The organism is Nostoc sp. DSM 114167 (assembly GCF_052692655.1).
This window is the reverse complement of the sequence record NZ_CP195116.1, coordinates 4812107-4829684: the sequence shown is the minus strand read 5'-3', so window position 1 is coordinate 4829684 and position 17578 is coordinate 4812107. Positions and strand designations below refer to the sequence as shown.

The 17578-nt window shown below is 41.4% G+C and carries 14 protein-coding genes and 1 pseudogene; 9 read left to right on the top strand and 6 right to left on the bottom strand.

Translation table 11 applies throughout. The annotated features are described in order from the left end of the window. Positions 1–46: 46 nt before the first annotated feature. Positions 47–502 (bottom strand): hypothetical protein, encoded by a 456-nt coding sequence (locus NSTC731_RS20530; RefSeq protein WP_445626550.1) that lies wholly within the window; start codon positions 500–502, stop codon positions 47–49. Between the two features lie 563 nt (positions 503–1065). After that, entirely contained in the window at positions 1066–2373 is a 1308-nt protein-coding gene (locus tag NSTC731_RS20525) for an efflux RND transporter periplasmic adaptor subunit (RefSeq protein ID WP_445626549.1), read from the bottom strand. Between the two features lie 531 nt (positions 2374–2904). On the opposite strand from NSTC731_RS20525, the gene psaK reads away from it, so the two are divergent. The 5 genes from psaK to NSTC731_RS20500 all read left to right on the top strand — a co-directional run bounded on the left by psaK (position 2905) and on the right by NSTC731_RS20500 (position 8180). Further along, on the top strand, positions 2905–3165 hold the full coding sequence (psaK, locus tag NSTC731_RS20520) for a photosystem I reaction center subunit PsaK (protein ID WP_445626548.1): 261 nt from the start codon (positions 2905–2907) through the stop codon (positions 3163–3165). Between the two features lie 118 nt (positions 3166–3283). Next, on the top strand, positions 3284–3535 hold the full coding sequence (locus NSTC731_RS20515) for a hypothetical protein (protein ID WP_445626547.1): 252 nt from the start codon (positions 3284–3286) through the stop codon (positions 3533–3535). 439 nt (positions 3536–3974) lie between these two features. After that, the gene (locus NSTC731_RS20510) at positions 3975–4562 is read left to right on the top strand and encodes a LemA family protein (RefSeq protein ID WP_322675516.1); all 588 of its coding nucleotides are present in this window, start codon (positions 3975–3977) and stop codon (positions 4560–4562) included. A 6-nt stretch (positions 4563–4568) separates the two neighbouring features. Further along, positions 4569–6470, top strand: coding sequence for a M48 family metallopeptidase (locus NSTC731_RS20505; protein WP_445626546.1), 1902 nt, complete (start codon positions 4569–4571; stop codon positions 6468–6470). Positions 6471–7442: 972 nt separating this feature from the next. After that, positions 7443–8180 carry an SDR family oxidoreductase gene (locus NSTC731_RS20500; protein ID WP_445626545.1) on the top strand — a complete coding sequence of 246 codons (738 nt, stop codon included), beginning with the start codon at positions 7443–7445 and terminating at the stop codon, positions 8178–8180. Positions 8181–8538: 358 nt separating this feature from the next. Here the strand turns inward: NSTC731_RS20500 and map are convergent, their stop codons facing one another. The 3 genes and pseudogenes from map to NSTC731_RS20485 form a co-directional block, all read right to left on the bottom strand. Then, positions 8539–9324, bottom strand: a complete 786-nt coding sequence (map, locus tag NSTC731_RS20495) for a type I methionyl aminopeptidase (protein ID WP_322675519.1) — start codon at positions 9322–9324, stop codon at positions 8539–8541. Beyond that, a complete protein-coding gene (locus tag NSTC731_RS20490) occupies positions 9324–10349 on the bottom strand; it encodes a Gfo/Idh/MocA family protein (RefSeq protein WP_445626544.1) in 1026 nt (341 codons plus the stop codon). The genes map and NSTC731_RS20490 overlap by 1 nt, the downstream gene beginning before the upstream one ends. 187 nt (positions 10350–10536) lie before the next feature. Next, positions 10537–11886: pseudogene (locus NSTC731_RS20485) on the bottom strand (IS4 family transposase). An 861-nt stretch (positions 11887–12747) separates the two neighbouring features. On the opposite strand from NSTC731_RS20485, the gene NSTC731_RS20480 reads away from it, so the two are divergent. Then, on the top strand, positions 12748–13047 hold the full coding sequence (locus NSTC731_RS20480; protein WP_445626543.1) for a ferredoxin: 300 nt from the start codon (positions 12748–12750) through the stop codon (positions 13045–13047). Positions 13048–13311: 264 nt separating this feature from the next. Here NSTC731_RS20480 and NSTC731_RS20475 read toward each other — a convergent pair whose 3' ends face one another. Then, positions 13312–15009: a SpoIID/LytB domain-containing protein gene (locus NSTC731_RS20475; RefSeq protein ID WP_445626542.1), complete on the bottom strand. Its 1698-nt coding sequence runs from the start codon at positions 15007–15009 to the stop codon at positions 13312–13314. A 115-nt stretch (positions 15010–15124) separates the two neighbouring features. On the opposite strand from NSTC731_RS20475, the gene NSTC731_RS20470 reads away from it, so the two are divergent. The 3 genes from NSTC731_RS20470 to grpE all read left to right on the top strand — a co-directional run bounded on the left by NSTC731_RS20470 (position 15125) and on the right by grpE (position 16792). Then, positions 15125–15388: a ParB N-terminal domain-containing protein gene (locus NSTC731_RS20470; protein ID WP_104907642.1), complete on the top strand. Its 264-nt coding sequence runs from the start codon at positions 15125–15127 to the stop codon at positions 15386–15388. Between the two features lie 171 nt (positions 15389–15559). Continuing rightward, positions 15560–16051, top strand: coding sequence for a Dps family protein (locus NSTC731_RS20465; protein ID WP_289799395.1), 492 nt, complete (start codon positions 15560–15562; stop codon positions 16049–16051). A 54-nt stretch (positions 16052–16105) separates the two neighbouring features. Next, on the top strand, positions 16106–16792 hold the full coding sequence (grpE, locus tag NSTC731_RS20460; RefSeq protein ID WP_445626541.1) for a nucleotide exchange factor GrpE: 687 nt from the start codon (positions 16106–16108) through the stop codon (positions 16790–16792). Positions 16793–17578: the final 786 nt, after the last annotated feature.

Here is a 17578-nt window from a genome sequence, read left to right as displayed (position 1 = left end):
ACAAGTATTGAAGCTCATCTGGTCGATCGTATCTGCGTAGATTAAATTATTTGAAGAAGGGATTTTCTGAACCGATCACGGATTCATTCTCAATTGGACACGTTGGCTCAGATAAGAGTGTTCCATTAAATGTATAAGTAGTGTTCTTGGAATTGATAGCATTACCACTTATCCTCCGATCTGGAATAAAGTCTCCTCTTACTTGACCGCTAAGTGCGATACTTACTTCTGAACCTGGATTTGTTACTGCTTGCCAATTTCTCTGATCCCGACCTAGATTTGTACGGCTATAAGTAGCATCTAGCCCAACAAAGCGAAGGCTGTTACCATTGGCGTTAAATTCAAAACAAGCAGTAAAATTATCTCCCTGACTTGACTGAACATTGACATCGTAGCTTTTGCCCTCCACTCCAGCTTGTACTGGCGCAGCCAACAACATTATTTGTCCAAGTAAACAAGTTAAAACTAAACCAAACTTAGATTGGATGATTTTCACTGACATAATTGTTTGCCTCTGTTACGTAATCAAGTAATTGCTTACTTTTACTCATTGGTGACAGGTTAAGATCGTTAACCATTTGCCAATAAGTAGTGGTGATTAAATTTAGTCAAAATCGAGGTTACAAACGTAAATTTCCAGCCTGTGATGCCTTCGCATAGCGTTTCATAGACAAGACTAGCTACGCCTACGCATATTTAAAAACATCGGTCATCCTTGCCATAAAATTTAGTATAAAGCTTAATTAGATACTCGATAGCATAGATAATTTACAGCGTAATCACTATTGACAAAACGAGTTATATCTTAAAATGTTATGAATGCTTTTTTGTACGAGAAAAGAATGGAAGTGAGTTCAGAGTGTATTGCATAGATAGACACTTAGAGACTATTTTGCCAGTTCTCTAACAAAGAGCGATCGCTATAGTAACGCTCTTGGGTGAAAATTGGTAGGAGACAAGATTGAGACTTCTTTCTTGCTCCTCGGTCACTGAGCGTTGGTCATTGAGCGTAGCCGAAATGAGTCGTTCGCGCAGCGTCTCCAAGAGTTGTGCTACTCTCCTTAATTAAAATTCTGGAACGATTGCAACACCATCTCTGAGATTGAGCAACCCTGAAATAATAACTTTATCTTCTGGCTGTAATCCTTCAAGAACTTGGTAATTATTACCTTTGATCTCGCCTAGCTTTACTCGCCTTTGCCGAGCCACTTGTTGGGATACACCTTGGGGAGATGTTTCTGTTTCAACTACATAAACAAAAGTGTCCCCACCTACACGAGTCATTGCTGTTGTGGGAATTAAAACTCCGGGGCGCTGATTCCAGAACACTCTAGTCCTGACCAATTGATCTGCACGTAGCTGGCCGTTTTTGTTGTCAAAAAGTGCTTTAATTAATATCGTTTGTGTTTCATTGCTGGCATTAGGTGCAATAAAAAATATCCTACTTCTACCAAGCTTTTGACCTTGTGTGTTCATCACCTCTACTGGCATACCTTTACGCAGTTGGGGCCCTTGTTGTACTGGTACAGAGATATTCACTTCTAAAGGTCGATTTTGCGTGATATTAACTAATGGTGTAGAAGTATTAACTAAATCACCGACTTTCACAGGGATGTTACCAACTGTGCCACTAAAAGGAGCGGTAATTTTGTCAGACTGGAGCTGTTGTGTTTGAGGATTTACATTAGATTGCTGCAAAGATTTTTCAGCCTGCAAGATGGTGGCTCGTTGTGCTTGAATTCTGGAATCTATTGCATCCAGACTAGTCTTAGCATTGGCCAGACGATTAGCAAACAGATTGCTAGTCTGTCGAGACACGGCTCCTTGTTCAGCTAGGCTGACAAACTTTTCGTAGTTCTGCTGGTACAATTGCACATTCGCAACGTAGGATGGTCGTTCTGCTTCTAAAGATTTGAGCGTGGCGCGAGCATTCGCCAGTTGCATTAAAAATGCTTGAGGCACAGGATTATTCCTAGCGATCGCTGCCTGTGGTGTAGAATCTACTTGGAGAATTGGCGCTCCTTGGACAACTGGATCTCCAGATTTGACAAGTATCTGGGTAACTTGACCCTGAATTCTCGGCTGAAGCGTGACTGAGCGCAGGGATTTTAGACTAGCAATAAAATCTGAACTTTCCTCAATTATGCCGCTTTGTACTGTTGATATTTTGACTCTTACCCCTTGAGGTTGAGCGTTAGCATTTGAAGGTGCTGAATTTTGTGGAGTAAGTAAACGCCATAGAGTTGCTCCGCTTCCTAACAATAAGAGTGCGGCTAAACTCAACCAAAGCCACCGCCGTTTTCCAGAAGGTGGCTCAAATGACGTTTCTGGAGCTTTTTCTCCCAAATCAGTTTGAGGCTCAGGGGATGTCATGGCTTTTGAGGAACTTAAGGAACAAATTAACTAGAATTCAATCAAAATTTCATCTGTCGTTCTTGAAATTACTGATTTGGCATGAGGTTTTGCGGCAAATTATATGTTATCCCATCCAAATATACAGTTTTGATGATTCTGTCTAAATCTACCGAAAGGTGAATCCGCTCCTGAAATTTCTGACTTCAACTGTATCCTTCAAAAAGTTAGGGATAATTTTATCGGAATCACTTTTATTACAGCAGATTTCAAGTTCGGGAGGTACGCAAATTAAGTCTGTTACCCAGATATAAAGCGTATTTTAGTCCTGAATTTTACTGTAAGTATAAATCAATACTAACAGTTCGTTTGTATCAGACATTGAAATTCAAACTAGCTACCACAATCAGCTCGCCGCATTGAACTCATATTGTATTAAGTAGTAAGAATAACTGTTAAATATTGATGCAAAATCGGGCAATTTCTTGAATTTGCTTCGGAAAGTTTCAGATTATGTTTTCAACCATTAATAAATCTCAGGAGCAAATCTAGGTGTTGACCTCAACCTTACTCGCTGCTGCAACTACACCTCTGCAATGGAGTCCTACAGTTGGACTGATTATGATTATTGCTAATATCATTGCCATTGCCTTTGGCAAATCTAGCATCAAGTATCCCAATGCCGAACCAAAACTACCCTCAGCCAATTTCTTTGGTAATTTTGGTTTACCAGCCCTTTTAGCAACTACCGCCTTTGGTCATATCTTAGGAGTGGGTGCTATTTTAGGGCTGCATAACCTGGGAAGAATTTAGGTTCTTACCCAAGTTAGCCTTTATTTGATGATTCTTTTGTCTCCAGCTTTGAGCCAGAGAGTTAGAACTCTCTGGCTCTTTTTTATGAGACACTAAGTAATATCAGTATCTCAACGGTATGACAGATATAACAGATTTATCAAAAAGAATTGCCAGCAAAGGCGATAATCCGCTAAGTTTGTCACCTGTCAACTTGCAGCCACAAGAAGATGTAGAACTTGAGCGAAAACTGCGAGAACTCAAGTTTAAACAAGAACTAAGAAAAGATTGGATTTTATTTATTGTTAGAGATGTAGTAATTTTTCCTGCCGCCATCCTTTTTATTTTTGCTGTCAGTGGTTATTCCCTATTTATGCAGATTCATAGGTAATATATCTGGCTATAATTTTTAATCGACTACAGAGGCGCAGAGTACACAGAGAAAAGAGAGATGATAATTAGGTAAATAGGTAGACATAATTAAATACAATAAAATAAACTCTTAATTTGTAGTGAGTGATTTATCGCTCAGAACAAGGATTATCAGGACTCAAGTCCTTACTACAAACTTTAATTTATTTATGCCTAAATACTTAGACACAAATAGTTTGGAATTGTTGTAAATTATTTCACTCTGCATTCTCTGCGCCTCTGCGGTTATTTAAAAATCCTACATCAGTAAACTTGCGTAACTAATTCTACAGACGACGAAGCCAACTTGCTACAAGTAGACTCATCTTTATATCCACACTAATTTTGCTGGATATCAGGATTACCGTGTTTGGTAAATCTGCAAAAAAGTAAGTACCTGATGGAAATAATCTAAAAATATGGGGCTTTTAATATTTTCTGTTGCTTTAGTTGCCATTGTTGCTGTAATTATCATTAATGCCTACAACGATTTAGTTAAGTATCGCAACCGTTACAAAAATGCTTATTCTCAAATCGATGTTCAATTACAGCGCCGCTATGATTTAATTCCCAACTTGGTGGAAACTGCCAAAGGGTACATGAAACATGAGCGAGAAACCTTAGAAGCAGTTATTGCCGCCCGGAATTCTGCAATTAATGCTAGCAGTCGGGCGGTACAAAATCCTGGCGATCCCCAAGCGATGCAACAGTTGGGCAATGCTGAAGGGGCGTTGACGGGTGCGTTAAGTCGATTGATGGTACTTTCAGAATCTTATCCAGAATTGAAAGCCGATCGCGCCATGACTCAGGTAATGGAAGAATTATCTTCCACTGAAAACCGGATTGCTTTTGCCCGTCAGGCTTTTAATGACGCGGTGACACTTTACAACACCAAGAGCGAATCTTTCCCCAGCAACCTTGTGGCAAATACTTTTAACTTTACTGTTGCAGAATTGCTCCCCGAAGCTACTCCAGAAATTAGAAATGCTCCACGCGTATCTTTTTAGGTGTCTATGAACTTCTTTGAACATCAGGATCGGGCACGCCAAAATACGCAACAATTAATCGGGTTATTTTCCCTGTCGATCGCAGTCATGATTATGGCAATTTATATTGCCAGTTTATTTCTGTTTCGCATCGCTCCTCGTGTTTGGTGGCATCCAGGGTTATTTCTCTACGTAGCTGGGATTACAATAGTTGCGATCGCAATCGGAAGTTTGTATAAAATTACTTGTCTCCGTCAAGGCGGAAGCGTCATTGCCCAAGAGTTAGGAGGAAGACTCTTGCTACCAGAAATAGCCGACGAACAAGGGCGACAACTATTAAATATTGTCGAGGAAATGGCGATCGCATCTGGTATTTCCGTCCCACAAGTTTATCTCCTCGACAGAGAAACCAGCATTAATGCCTTTGCTGCCGGATTTACGCCCAATGATGCTGTAATTGGAGTTACCCGTGGCACTTTGGAAAACTTGAGCCGGGATGAACTACAAGGAGTCATCGGCCACGAATTCAGTCATATTCTCAATGGAGATATGCGGCTAAATTTGCGTTTAGTGGGACTACTGCATGGGATTTTATTCATTTATTTAACCGGGGAATTGCTCTGGCGCCTTCGCGGTAGCTTCCGTTTAGGAAAGGAAGACAAGGGTTTACCTATCTGGGCTTTTGGCTTGGCACTAATGGCAATTGGCGGTATCGGATTACTTTGCGGACGCTTGATTAAAGCCGCCGTCTCTCGCCAACGCGAATTTCTCGCTGATGCTTCAGCCGTACAGTTCACTCGCAACCCCAACGGACTTACCGGAGTCTTTCAAAAACTTCAACAGATGGATTCACGCCTGATATCGCCGAGTGCAGAAGCCTCTAGCCACATGTTTTTTGGCAATGCCCTCAACCCCTCTTTTTGGGAAAATATGTTTTCTACCCACCCACCCTTAGCAGAACGTATCCGCCGCGTTGGGGGTTTGAACGTCAACAATTTAGCAGCAATGCCATCTCGCAATCAAATGCGTTCCCTTTCCCAAGAATCCCTAACAATGGGCTTTGCTGGTGGTGGCAACGCCACACCATCACAGATTGTAAACCAAGTTGGAAGCGTTACACCAGAGCATTTTGCCCATGCTCAAGTGTTGTTATCGCAGTTACCAGAATCCTTGCGTTTGGGTGCGCGGGAGCAACAAAGTGCAATGGCCCTAGCTTTGGCGCTAGCTTTAGATACGGAAAATCTCCAAATTCAAGAACGTCAAATTGCTTGGTTACGAGAGGTACAGCCTGCTGATTTAGTAGAGAAAACCTTGGAACTAAGTAGCGAAATTAGTCAGTTAGATCCCAGAATTCGCTTGCCACTTGTGGATTTGGCAGTGCCTATATTGCGCCAAAACTCTGCCAAAGAATGCCAAAGGCTATGCAAATGCGTCCACGGTTTAGTTGTAGCTACGGGAAGTTTATCGCTGTGGCATTTTGTGTTGCAGTTAATACTGTGGTATCGTCTTCAACCTAGTATAAATCCTGCATATACTACAACCGTAGAATTCACCTCCATCGAACAAATTTGGCCAGATAGTTTATTAATATTGTCCGTAATTGCTCGTGTCGGACACTCCCAACCTGATGCGTCCACTGAAGACATCGCCTATGCTTTTCGTTCTGGAGTTTTTCGACTTCCCAAAGCCGGAGAGCAAGAAAAACCAGAAATACCATTAAGTTGTAATTTTACCGAACTAAAGAAAAGTATTGAGCGCCTGCGTCTTGCCACTCCCAAACTCAAACAAGCTATTGTTGATGCTTGCGCCCACACCGTATTATTAGATAACAAAGTTACTTCTTCAGAAGCAGATTTACTCAGAGCGATCGCCATGACGCTAGAGTGTCCCATCCCCCCATTTTTAAATCCTCAGCCAAAACGAACTTAATGTAACGAATAAGACACAATGATTTAGGGGTTGCTGAAAAATAAAAAGAAGCTCACACTATTTAGATTATCTAACTAAGGGACTTCCAGAGAATAAAATAAATAATGCTAGAGACGGCATATTTCTGACCAAGATTTAACTTAGACAGATAAAAGTACTTGGTATCGGTACTTTTGTCTAGATTAGTTACTACCACAAAAAAAACTGTCATAATTACAATCAGGTAAATAATTACTTGAGAAATATATTAAGAATAGTGATTCAATAATTTTTTCACGCTAATACTAATTCTGCATGAAGAAGCACATAATAAGACCCCCCTGTAGTCCCCCGATGCCTTGGAGGGACAGCGTAGCTGGGGGGTAAATATATGCAGCTTTACAAAGAAACGGTATAAAGTCTTAAATGTTATTAGAAATTGAACTATTTTCTGCAAACAACAATTTCAAAAAACGTAAGATATATTTTTGATGTATTTTTTGGTAGTTATAGTTGAAATTGTTAGGTTTTATGTTGAAAATAACAGGGTTTATTTTTGTAGTGTTGTCTATGTTTTATCTTCTATTTTTAAAAGAGGCTGACACGTCTATGGTTTATATGCTTGGTGCAATAGTTTGTACACTACTATTAATAAATACTAAGCTCTAAGAGGATGTTTGAAAAGTTTTGAAAGGTCACGTCGATTTTGGATGCAAGGATTAACCTCTTCTTTAAAGAAGAGGCTTCAATAATGATTTTTTTAAATATTCTCCATAAAGGAGAGGCTTGAAACGAGGTGTCCAAAAGCACAAACTTTCAAGAAGGCTAAAAAATTGGTGTTGCTAGATTCGCATGATGGATGATGATACCATGCTAGAAGGAGCGGTGGAAGCCGCAGTCTTTCTTCAAGAGAGCAGCTAAATTTCTTTGCCCTAACTTAGAGCGATTGTCCAAGGTTTTTCAGATCGTGAAAAACCATAAGTAAAAATCCCAATGAACTACGACATCAAAGACAAAACCATTTTGGTTACGGGCGCAAATCGCGGCATCGGCAAGGCGATAGTTGAGTCGTTTATTGAACACGGAGCCACTAAAGTCTATGCGGCTGTTCGTCAGCTCAACAGTGTCTCCTCATTGGTTGAACAATACGGCTTACGGGTAGTACCAATTCAGGTTGATTTAGGCGATCGCCAATCTATTGTTGCTGCTGCTCAAACTGCCCCAGATGTGCAAGTTGTTATCAATAATGCAGGAGTCTTTCAAGCTGGAACTCCCTTAGCTGAGAATGCGATCGCCGCTCTCGAATTTCAGATGAACATCAATGTATATGGATTGATCTACATGGCTCAGGCGTTTGCCCCGGTACTCAAAGCCAATGGAGGTGGTGTCTTTGCCCAAATCAATTCTGTTGCTTCGCTCAAGGCTTTCTCCGACTCTGCTACTTACTGTGCCTCAAAAGCTGCGGCCTATTCAATCACCCAGGCATTACGAGAACTATTGAGTGAGCAGGGCACGATTGTGCTAAGTGTTCACCCTGGCCCGATTGCCACGGATATGAGCGATGCAGCAGGAATGAGTGAGGTTGCACAGTCACCTGCACTTGTGGCAGACGGGATAATAAAAGCTCTCAAAGCTGGGGATTTTCACGTCTTTCCTGACTCGATAGCTAAACAAATGGGCGATGCTTATAAAAGCTTTGCCCAAAATGTCATTGAGGTGTCATCAAGTTAACTACATTGCCGGGTAACGCTCTAGACAAGGGTATCTGGATATTAAACAGCAAGCCAAAACTCTTCTCGATTGTATTGATTCACTACTCCTCCTAATTCACCAGCATCCCATTTACGCAAGCGATACTCCACTGCGGAAACTTCGCCACCAGTTTCTTAACGACAATTTGCAAAACCGGATAAGTATTTTCATTGTTCCTTGTGAGTTTCACTTATGGAGTCTCTTGCAAAAATATATTTTTGCACTCTTAGGGAAAAGGGACTCATGTTAATGTGAGTTCGACGAGTGCTATTTTGACCTCTCCCCCAGCCCCTCTCCTACCAGGAGAGGGGAGCAAAAACTTTTCTTTTCTCGTTACTCATACAGCCCAGTAATTCTCGCCTTCAGGTAAGGTAAGGATTTCAACCCCATCTTCAGTTACAGCTAAGGTATGCTCGCATTGAGCAGAAAGCTTGCGATCGCGCGTTACCGCCGTCCACTTATCGCCCAGAACTTCGACTTCGTAAGTACCTTCATTAATCATTGGCTCAATGGTAAAAACCATCCCTGGTCTGAGACGCTTGCCCTTACCGCGTGTGCCATAGTGGGGAACATCCGGCGCAGTATGGAAAATATTACTGATGCCGTGGCCAACGAAATCTCGCACTACAGAAAAGCCTTGTCCTTCAGCATACTCTTGAATGGCTGCACCAATATCGCCAATGCGTGCCCCAGGTTTAACTTCAGCAATACCTAGACGCAAACACTCTTCTGTCACCTCTACCAGCTTTCTCGTTTTTGGGGAAGGAGAACCAACAAAAAATGTCTTGGATGTATCGCCGTGATAACCTTCAACAATTGGCGTCACATCAATATTGATGATGTCACCTTCCTTAAGAATTTGCTTGGCGTTGGGAATGCCGTGACAAATTACCTCATTTACACTGGTACAAATCGATTTAGGATAACCCTTATAGCCAAGGGGTGCGCTTTTTGCTCCATGCGCTTGCGTCCAACGTTCGGCTTCATCATTTAGTTCGAGAGTGCTAACCCCTGGTTTCACAAAGGGTTCTAGATGCTGGAGAAGTTTAGCAGCTAAACGCCCAGCTTGACGCATTTTCTCTATTTCTCGTTGGGATAAAATAACAATTAGTTCAGTTTTCATTAACTTTTATCTAAAGTATCTTTCATAAACATAGTTAACCCTGTCTGTGCAGCTCTTTGTGCAGTATCAGCAACATGCAGGGTATACAAGCTTTCCTCTGGGGTAACGTACAAAGGAGTCCCGTCAAAAAGATGGTCTAACACCATCCTCGTATCTTTAGCGAACAAACCCCGGCGAGGCCCAACCTCTATAGGTGTTGTTTCCCCTGGCTGCACGAATATTCCGGTGTCGCCATCAAAAATTAAACCACCTTTTTCACCGTGAACTTCAAACTTCCGCTCTGATTGCCAAATACTTTCGCCTTTGCCATACACTACTTGGGCTAAAAGTCCACTGTTAAAGCACAGTTCACTATTGCAGAAACAGGTTTGGTAGTATTCCGGTTCTATTTCCCAATATCGCTGGTGACAGTTAACAGTAAATACTGTACCAAATAAATCGATCAGGCGATGTAGGCGAGACAAGGCACCAATTAAGGGAAAGCCAAACAACTCGTGGTTATAAGTCCATTTGCGGGGTGCAGGATTTTGAGGATTGATGGTGCTGTAGCGAACATAAAATACCTCACCAATTTTGTCTAAGTTTTGCTTCAAAGCTTGATGCAAACCACCCAAAAGTTCCAGATGTTCAACGTGCAGGAGTTTTTGTTGTGTTTTGGCTAAGGCAATCAGTTCCTCGGCTTCAAATACATCCAACGAAAGAGGATACTCTACAATTACATGTTTGCCGTTGGTAAGTGCTGCACGAGCGATCGCCCCATGATCTCGATTAATAGTGGAGATCGCTACTAGGTCTATATCTTCACGCTCTACTAGCTCTTGCCAAGTACTCAAGACTTCAATCTGGTACTCTTTGGCAAAGCTTTCGGTTTTTTCTCTTGTATGACCAACAACTGCGACTATGTGCGATCGCTCATCATGGAGCAATGCCTCAGCCCGAAACTTTGCCGCATACCCAGTACCTACCAAACCTACACGCACTCTTGCTTTTTCCAAAGCTGCTTCTGAATTATACACGATCCTCATTAGTTCTGTTCTCGATCTTCCCACGCTTCTAGGAGTCAGATTCTCTCTTTATGGGGTTCACCAGTCTAGACTTTACAACATTCGTCCTACCTCCTCAAGGATCGATAAGACTTTAATAGAACTTACGCACTCAGATCCCCCAACCCTCTTAAAAAGGGGGCTTTAGAGGTTCCCCCCTTTTTTAAGGCTACGGTGTACACACAAGTAGTCCTAGAGCGAGTTTCCAGCCAAAAAAGGTAGATTCAAACTGATATAATCCGCGAATCAAAGTAGTAATTCCGGGAGGTTTCTGAGACTTATAACCAGACCAACCACCAAGTCGAGCAATAATCCAAGTAGCCCAAGCAAGGGTTTGAGGAGGATAAGGATTTTGTTGCAATTGAGTTTTCCCATCGAGAGTTGGTGCGTAGGCGTAGCCCGCCGCAGGCATCGTAGACAAGCATTGCAGTTGCTCGTCCGAAAAGGCAACAGTTGCAGGCAAATCAGGATTTTCTCGTCCCTGAATCAATTGTAAAATTCTCACAGCAGTAGACAAAGCCAACACAGTTAGTCGTTGGATGGCAGCAATCGACTCTAACTGGGTAGCTTCGAGATTTAATCCGGCTTTTTTGAGGGTGGCAAACAACTGTTCAATTCGCCATCGCCATGTATACCATCTAATCACTTGTAATGCTTGTTCTAAACAAACGACTTGGTGAGTCGTCAGCAATCGCCAATGAATCGGTTCTTGACCAACAGGTGGGTTGACTTCCACAGCTTCAACTGCATAAAGCGTTACACTAGCGGGATAATCTAAAGCACTCAATTGATCTGGACGTTGAATTTTCACCACCGCACGGCGAAGGATTAATAATGCCTCTCTTGCGGTTCTACCGATACGTGAATCTGCCGGGACATCTACGGTATAAGTTCCCTCACTAGATTGTTGGTTTAAATACGTATAAAGCGATTGAGTTTGTCCTGCAAGGCGACGGTCTTGGCAAGCTCTTACCAATACATGATTGTCTCGATTTGGTACAGTGGCAAATTCCTCATACAAATCGCTTTCTCGGTCGGCGATATGAGTCACTACTTTGGCTAACCCAATACTTAAACATCTTTGAGTATCCGTTGCCGAACGCAACCACTTATATGACTCCTTCTGTTCTATCGGCAATTTGTGGTACTTTCGCTCATGCTTATCCGCATGGTTGATGTCTCTAGTTCATAGATGTACTGTGCTTATCCCCAAAGGAAATCCATTTTCTGCATCCAATATTAGAGTGGGATGAATATAAAATCCCACATCTGTGTTGTTTCCTACTACACCTTTCCCCTTTGCTTTTAACCTGCCTACATGAGCCTGCAAGTTAATTTCGCTGGTATCACTTATTGCTAATATATGCTTTCCTTCTACCTGTAATACGCACTGGTCTGACAGGCTTCGGACTAATTCTCCTACTGTCACATTCTCATTTTCCAAAAAGCGGTAGTATCCCACTTGTTCTGCTCTATTTCTACTGATTTGACGAATGCTGACTGATTGATGTTTTCCCATTGCTTCGTACAATGCTGCCCCCTTTTTATCAGTCGAGGGTCTCCAAATGCTTTTCCCTCAACCAGTTGAGCGTGAATTCTTATTGGATTTTCCACCACTTCTTACTCCCCACAACTCCTTCTGTTATTAGTTTACTTGGACTTGTGTGTACACCGTAGCTTGCAAAGGGGGGTTAGGGGGGATCTTTCTGGGGCAGGTTTTTTTGATTAGACAAATTTTTGGGATTTTAAAACCAAAACCATTGTCTGAGAACTTAAAACTACGTTCAATAATTGAGAACATTCTCAACTATTTATCGAAAGCCTAAAAGCCTGCCCTTGAAAGTTAGAGGGGATCGGGGTTTCAGGCTTCAGTGCGTAAGTCCTATTTAATAGAATTACGTGTACTCAAAAATGAAGACTTCAAAACAAAAGCCTTTTTTTATCCATAATCTCAGAAATTTGTCAATATTATGAGCAAAAAAATGGCAAAAGAAAAATTACATCTCTACTGTTATAACGGGCGCATTTAAATCAGATTAGAAAATGAAACAGCCCTATTTTTTCAAGGAGCCGGGGAATCTTTTCTACGTAAGTTCTACAACATTTCGGTAACATTAACCTTACTCATGTTTATGTTTTAGGTATATAATTTTTTCTAATTACAACCTGAATAGGGTCGAAAATAATATAAACAAAACTTATCGGGATTAAGTAACTAAATTTCATTACTAATCGCGTTCAATTTCCAGTCACATCGTTTAATTTTTCTCGTAGTATCAGAATTGAAGCAAATTTGAACTAACGGCTAATTCCACAGAACAGCCGTGACCTTTGCCTTAAGATAACTTATACTGCCGTTCGCAAAAGAGAGGATTACTCAATGCCAAGTTATAAAGTCACACTAATCAACGACGCTGAAGGACTGAACGAAACAATTGAAGTTGAAGACGATACCTATATTCTAGATGCTGCTGAAGAAGCTGGTCTTGACTTGCCTTATTCTTGCCGCGCTGGTGCTTGCTCGACCTGTGCAGGTAAACTTACCAAGGGTACTGTCGATCAGAGTGACCAGTCATTCTTAGATGATGAACAAATAGAAAAAGGATATGTACTGACTTGTGTCGCCTATCCAACCTCTGACGTAACAATCGAAACTCACAAAGAAGAAGACCTTTACTAAGAGTTAAGCGACTCAACCATAAACTTGCAAGAGTTACTAATGTTGACAAAATACAAACAAGATATCTAGAGTTAACATCCTGGCAATGCAATGCCGTGTGTACCTCTGAAGGGACTTTGACAAAAAGTCTAATTTTGTGTTGAGCAGGAACACAGTAAATGTTGTGTTCCTGCTTAATTTTTTAAGTATGAGTTTGCTCTCTATTTTTTACCTCTTCTTAACTCCCGACTCCTAGCGAAAGATGCAACTTAAATGTTAATAAGCTTAAAGCTTAGTTTTTTTGTTGAGAATTTGAATCTGAGTACCAGGATAGTAAAATTGGAGAATTTTTGGACTTGACCAACCTAGTTTAGCTAAATTTTGAGCGCCAGTTTGACTCAAGCCAACTCCATGTCCTAATCCACCACCAATAAAAGCGTATCCCCAGAGTTCTGGTTTGCCTTTGTTCAGGGGTTCGATGTAAAAAAGCGTACTTGTAGGAGCGGCAAAAGCACTGCGAACTTCGTCTTTGTGCAAAATAAAAGTACTGCGATCGGTTTTAACCGCAAGTTCTAGGATACGTCCACTCTGGCTGCGCTCCACTACTGCCATAGCCTGAATTGTCTTAAATTTGGTATGGGGACTGTTTTTCACCTGTAAAAACTTTTGCAAGTCCTTGATAATATCTTTTAAAGGCGTTTCCTTATGCCAACGAAACATATCCCACTTGCTTTCATTAAATCCTTGTTGCGTATTAATAAATTTCTGAAAGTTCTTTTCATCTGCTAAATTCTGCTTAGACAAGTCCCAAAAATTAGTCGGAGCATCCAGTACAGGGCGCAGATAGGGCCGATCTTCGCCATTCCAGACATCGCTAAAGGAAGCGGTGACGCCACCAGTGGTAGAAGAATACAGGGCGTCTATGAGTTCATTTTGATAAGTTAGTACTTTACCCTTAGTTGAGGCGATCGCTTGGTCTGTTTTGGCCGCTGCTCCCTTCAGCCCATAATAAACTTGGCAGTGAGTATCAGCACACAACTGATAGTTATCGGCGGCAAACCTACGTAAATTTCTCAAAGCATAAGTCCGGGCGAGAATTGCCTGGGCTTCCAGCGCCGCTTTTGGTGCATCTGTTCCTATTTCGTAAGGTACAACCCCACGCAAATAAGTTTCTAAAGGTACTTGATTAACGAGAGTGTATGTGCCATAAGCATTTGGCTGCAAATTCATTCGACCGGCATAAAGACGAGCAAACTCTGGTTTTTCGCTTTTATTTACCCGAATCAAGTTTTTATCAGTGCTAATTTCCAAGTTATTTGGGCTATAGCGATTACCATCCACTACCCAGCTCACTCGCGGCACTTGCTTCAAAATTGTAGTATCAAGATATACTTTATCTTGAGTAGAAGCTTGGATGTTTTGTAATAACAAGCGTCGCAGTAAAGGGGTGCTGTAAACATCTCGTTTAGCCCAAACCTGCCAGCGTTCTGGCTGGGCTATTTCCACTTCCATTCCCTGAGAACGCCATTTATTAGCACTGTCTTCCGCAGTTTCAAAAGTACGGTATGTGCCCAAAACTACTACTTCTTGGACTGCTGACTGGGGTAAAGCTTGCATGACTGTTTCCAGCTTTACAGGATTTTTCGTAAACAAGACTTGCTGCTTATTGCCTACTTGAAATTTTAGCTTTAAGCGATCGCCTTTGATCGGTTCGAGTTGCAGCTTGGCTGTGGCTTCGGCGCCAAATCGCTGCACAATCCCAATTTTCAGTTCTATATCCTGGATGTTGCTCTCAGGCCCTGATGCAGCAGTCAGTCCCAATAGACAAAATGTTGTAAGCACAGCGTGGGGAAAACGCCAAAACGAAAATTTCATGGCTATCTGATAGGGAAGCGATAGCGAGTACTCAAGCGTCTTCTGCCCCTTAATGCGTCGTTGGAGCTGATTTTCCAATTGCTTTGTAGTGCGGTTTTTTTGTCGCATGAATGCTCCAATGATACCATTACCAATTTTGCCCTAAATACTAGTTGCAAAACGAAGTCATAATGACTATGATTTATATAGAGACAAAAAACAGAACTAGTTGGATAAACTCTTTATGGTTAAAGTCCAAGAAATTCCATTAAATCAGATAAAACGGCCATTGCCGCGTACAAACGATCCAAATAAAGTACAAGCCTTAATGGAATCGATTGCGGAGATTGGGCAGCAAGAACCTATTGATGTCCTAGAAGTAGATGGACAATATTATGGCTTTTCTGGTTGCCATCGGTATGAAGCTTGCCAGCGTTTAGGCAAAGAAACCGTTTTAGCCAGAGTTCGTAAAGCACCCCGTAGCGTTTTGAAGATGCACTTGGCATAGAGAATGGGAGTGGGGAGATGAGGGAGCAGGGGAGAAATCAATTCAAAATTCAAAACTTGTACTGAGCGTAGCCGAAGTATTCAAAATTCAAACATTTTAGAACTTCTGCCTCTTCTGCCCAATGCCCAATTTCCAATCCCCCATTACATATAACCTAATTAGGAGAAAATTATGTCATCGAAAGTAACAGTCAAAAATGTAAATATCGGCATTGACGAGGCGAGTAGGGCTAAAATTGCCGATGGCTTATCTCACCTGTTAGCTGACACTTATACACTGTATCTGAAAACTCATAACTTCCATTGGAATGTAACGGGGCCGATGTTTCAAACATTGCATTTGATGTTTGAGACCCAGTATACAGAATTAGCCTTAGCAGTTGATTTAATAGCCGAAAGAATTAGAGCGCTTGGCTATCCTGCACCAGGAACCTACAGCGAATATGCCAAACTAAGTTCGATTCCAGAAACTCCCGGAGTTCCAAAAGCTGTGGAGATGATTCGCGAACTTGTGGAAGGACAAGAAGCTGTAGTCAGAACTGCACGGTCTATTTTTCCGGTGATAGAGGAAGTTAACGACGAACCTACCGCCGATTTATTGACTCAGCGGATGCAAGTACACGAAAAGACAGCTTGGATGTTGAGAAGTTTACTGGAAGAATAAAGAATAGGGAATAGGGCATAGGCAATAGGGAACAGAGAAAAAACTTAATCGCCAATGCCCCATTCTCAATGCCCCATTCCCAATGCCCCATTTCCAATGCTCCATTCCCAAAAGTTGCAAGATTTAATGCAACAGGTAGGTATTTCTAGTTTTAAAGGGCTGAGTCGCGCTGCTGGTGTCTCAGAGCGTCAACTTTTACGCTTACGCCAAGGAAAGTTAGAGCAGATGCGGGTAGATGTGCTGCTTAAGCTTTCGCCAGTGCTACAGATGCCATTGAATGAATTAATCGCAACTTTTTCAACCGTAGAGTTATTACAAGAGAAAACAGCGCCTACTCAGGAATTGTTACAAGAAATTACAGATTTAAGAAGAGAGTACGATCGCTCGCAGCTTCAATTAGAACAACAGCGAGAATTATTACTACAAGAACTCCAGCAGTCGAGTTTACAACTGCTGGAGTCTTTATTATTGCAATGGCCAACAGCAGCACAGAAAGCGCAGGAGAATCCCCAGCTAGCAGCAGTCAAAATAGTACCTTTGGTGCAGAAACCCCTAGAAAAGCTATTACAGGCGTGGGGAGTGGAAGCGATCGCCCCTGTGGGAGCAGAATTACCTTACGATCCCCAACTGCACCAATTGCTGGAGGGAACTGCACAACCTGGAGAAACAGTCAAAGTACGCTACACTGGCTACCTTCAAGGTGAGAAGTTGCTTTACAGAGCTAAAGTGAGTCCTGTTTGAGAGCGTGAGGAATAGAGACGCGATTAACCCAAGTCTTTCCAGGAGTTAGGAGTAACAAATTCATAACTCTTTACTTTTTGTATTGTTTGTCGATAAATGACAGATATTGGGAATACTAAAATAGCAAAGGCGATCGCCTTGAGAAAACTTCTTTTAAAGCCTTGGTGTCGGTTCTAGCTTGCTTGGCGCTGTTGAAACCTAAATTTTTGGCTCTAGAGCGGTAGTCCAGAGGTAAATTCTTTCAATTATGTAAGTAATTGGACATAAATAAATGTAGATCCTAGTTACTATCATAAATACTCACGGAGGAAAAGCTGCTGCTAGACCAGGTTTAGCTATACGTAAGTGTAGCTCAGACTGTTTGAATTTTGAATTGCTTAATGACAGCTACGATCGTGAGATTTATTGGAGAATCTCAGTTTTGCAAAAATTTTTGGGAAATAATCTGAAAAGCACTAACTTCAGCTTGTATATAAGTAAGTATATATCTAAATCGATAAGATGCAAATAAGTCGTCGTCAAAAAATCAACATATATGATAGAACATCAAATCAACGAACGGCTTATAAATTGGTCATTTTAACATCTTTATAAAACTAAATCTACTAGTTGTTTATTATGCGAGCTTACTTAACTGGTTGATTTATAGCTGATCTATTTATAGTTAAAAAACTATATTTAATTGAACTAATAGTTTTTTAAAATTACAAGAAAATAGATTCAAATTTTGATAATTAATCCTTCTCTATCCTGATTAATGATTAATAATTATTCCATCTCTAATCT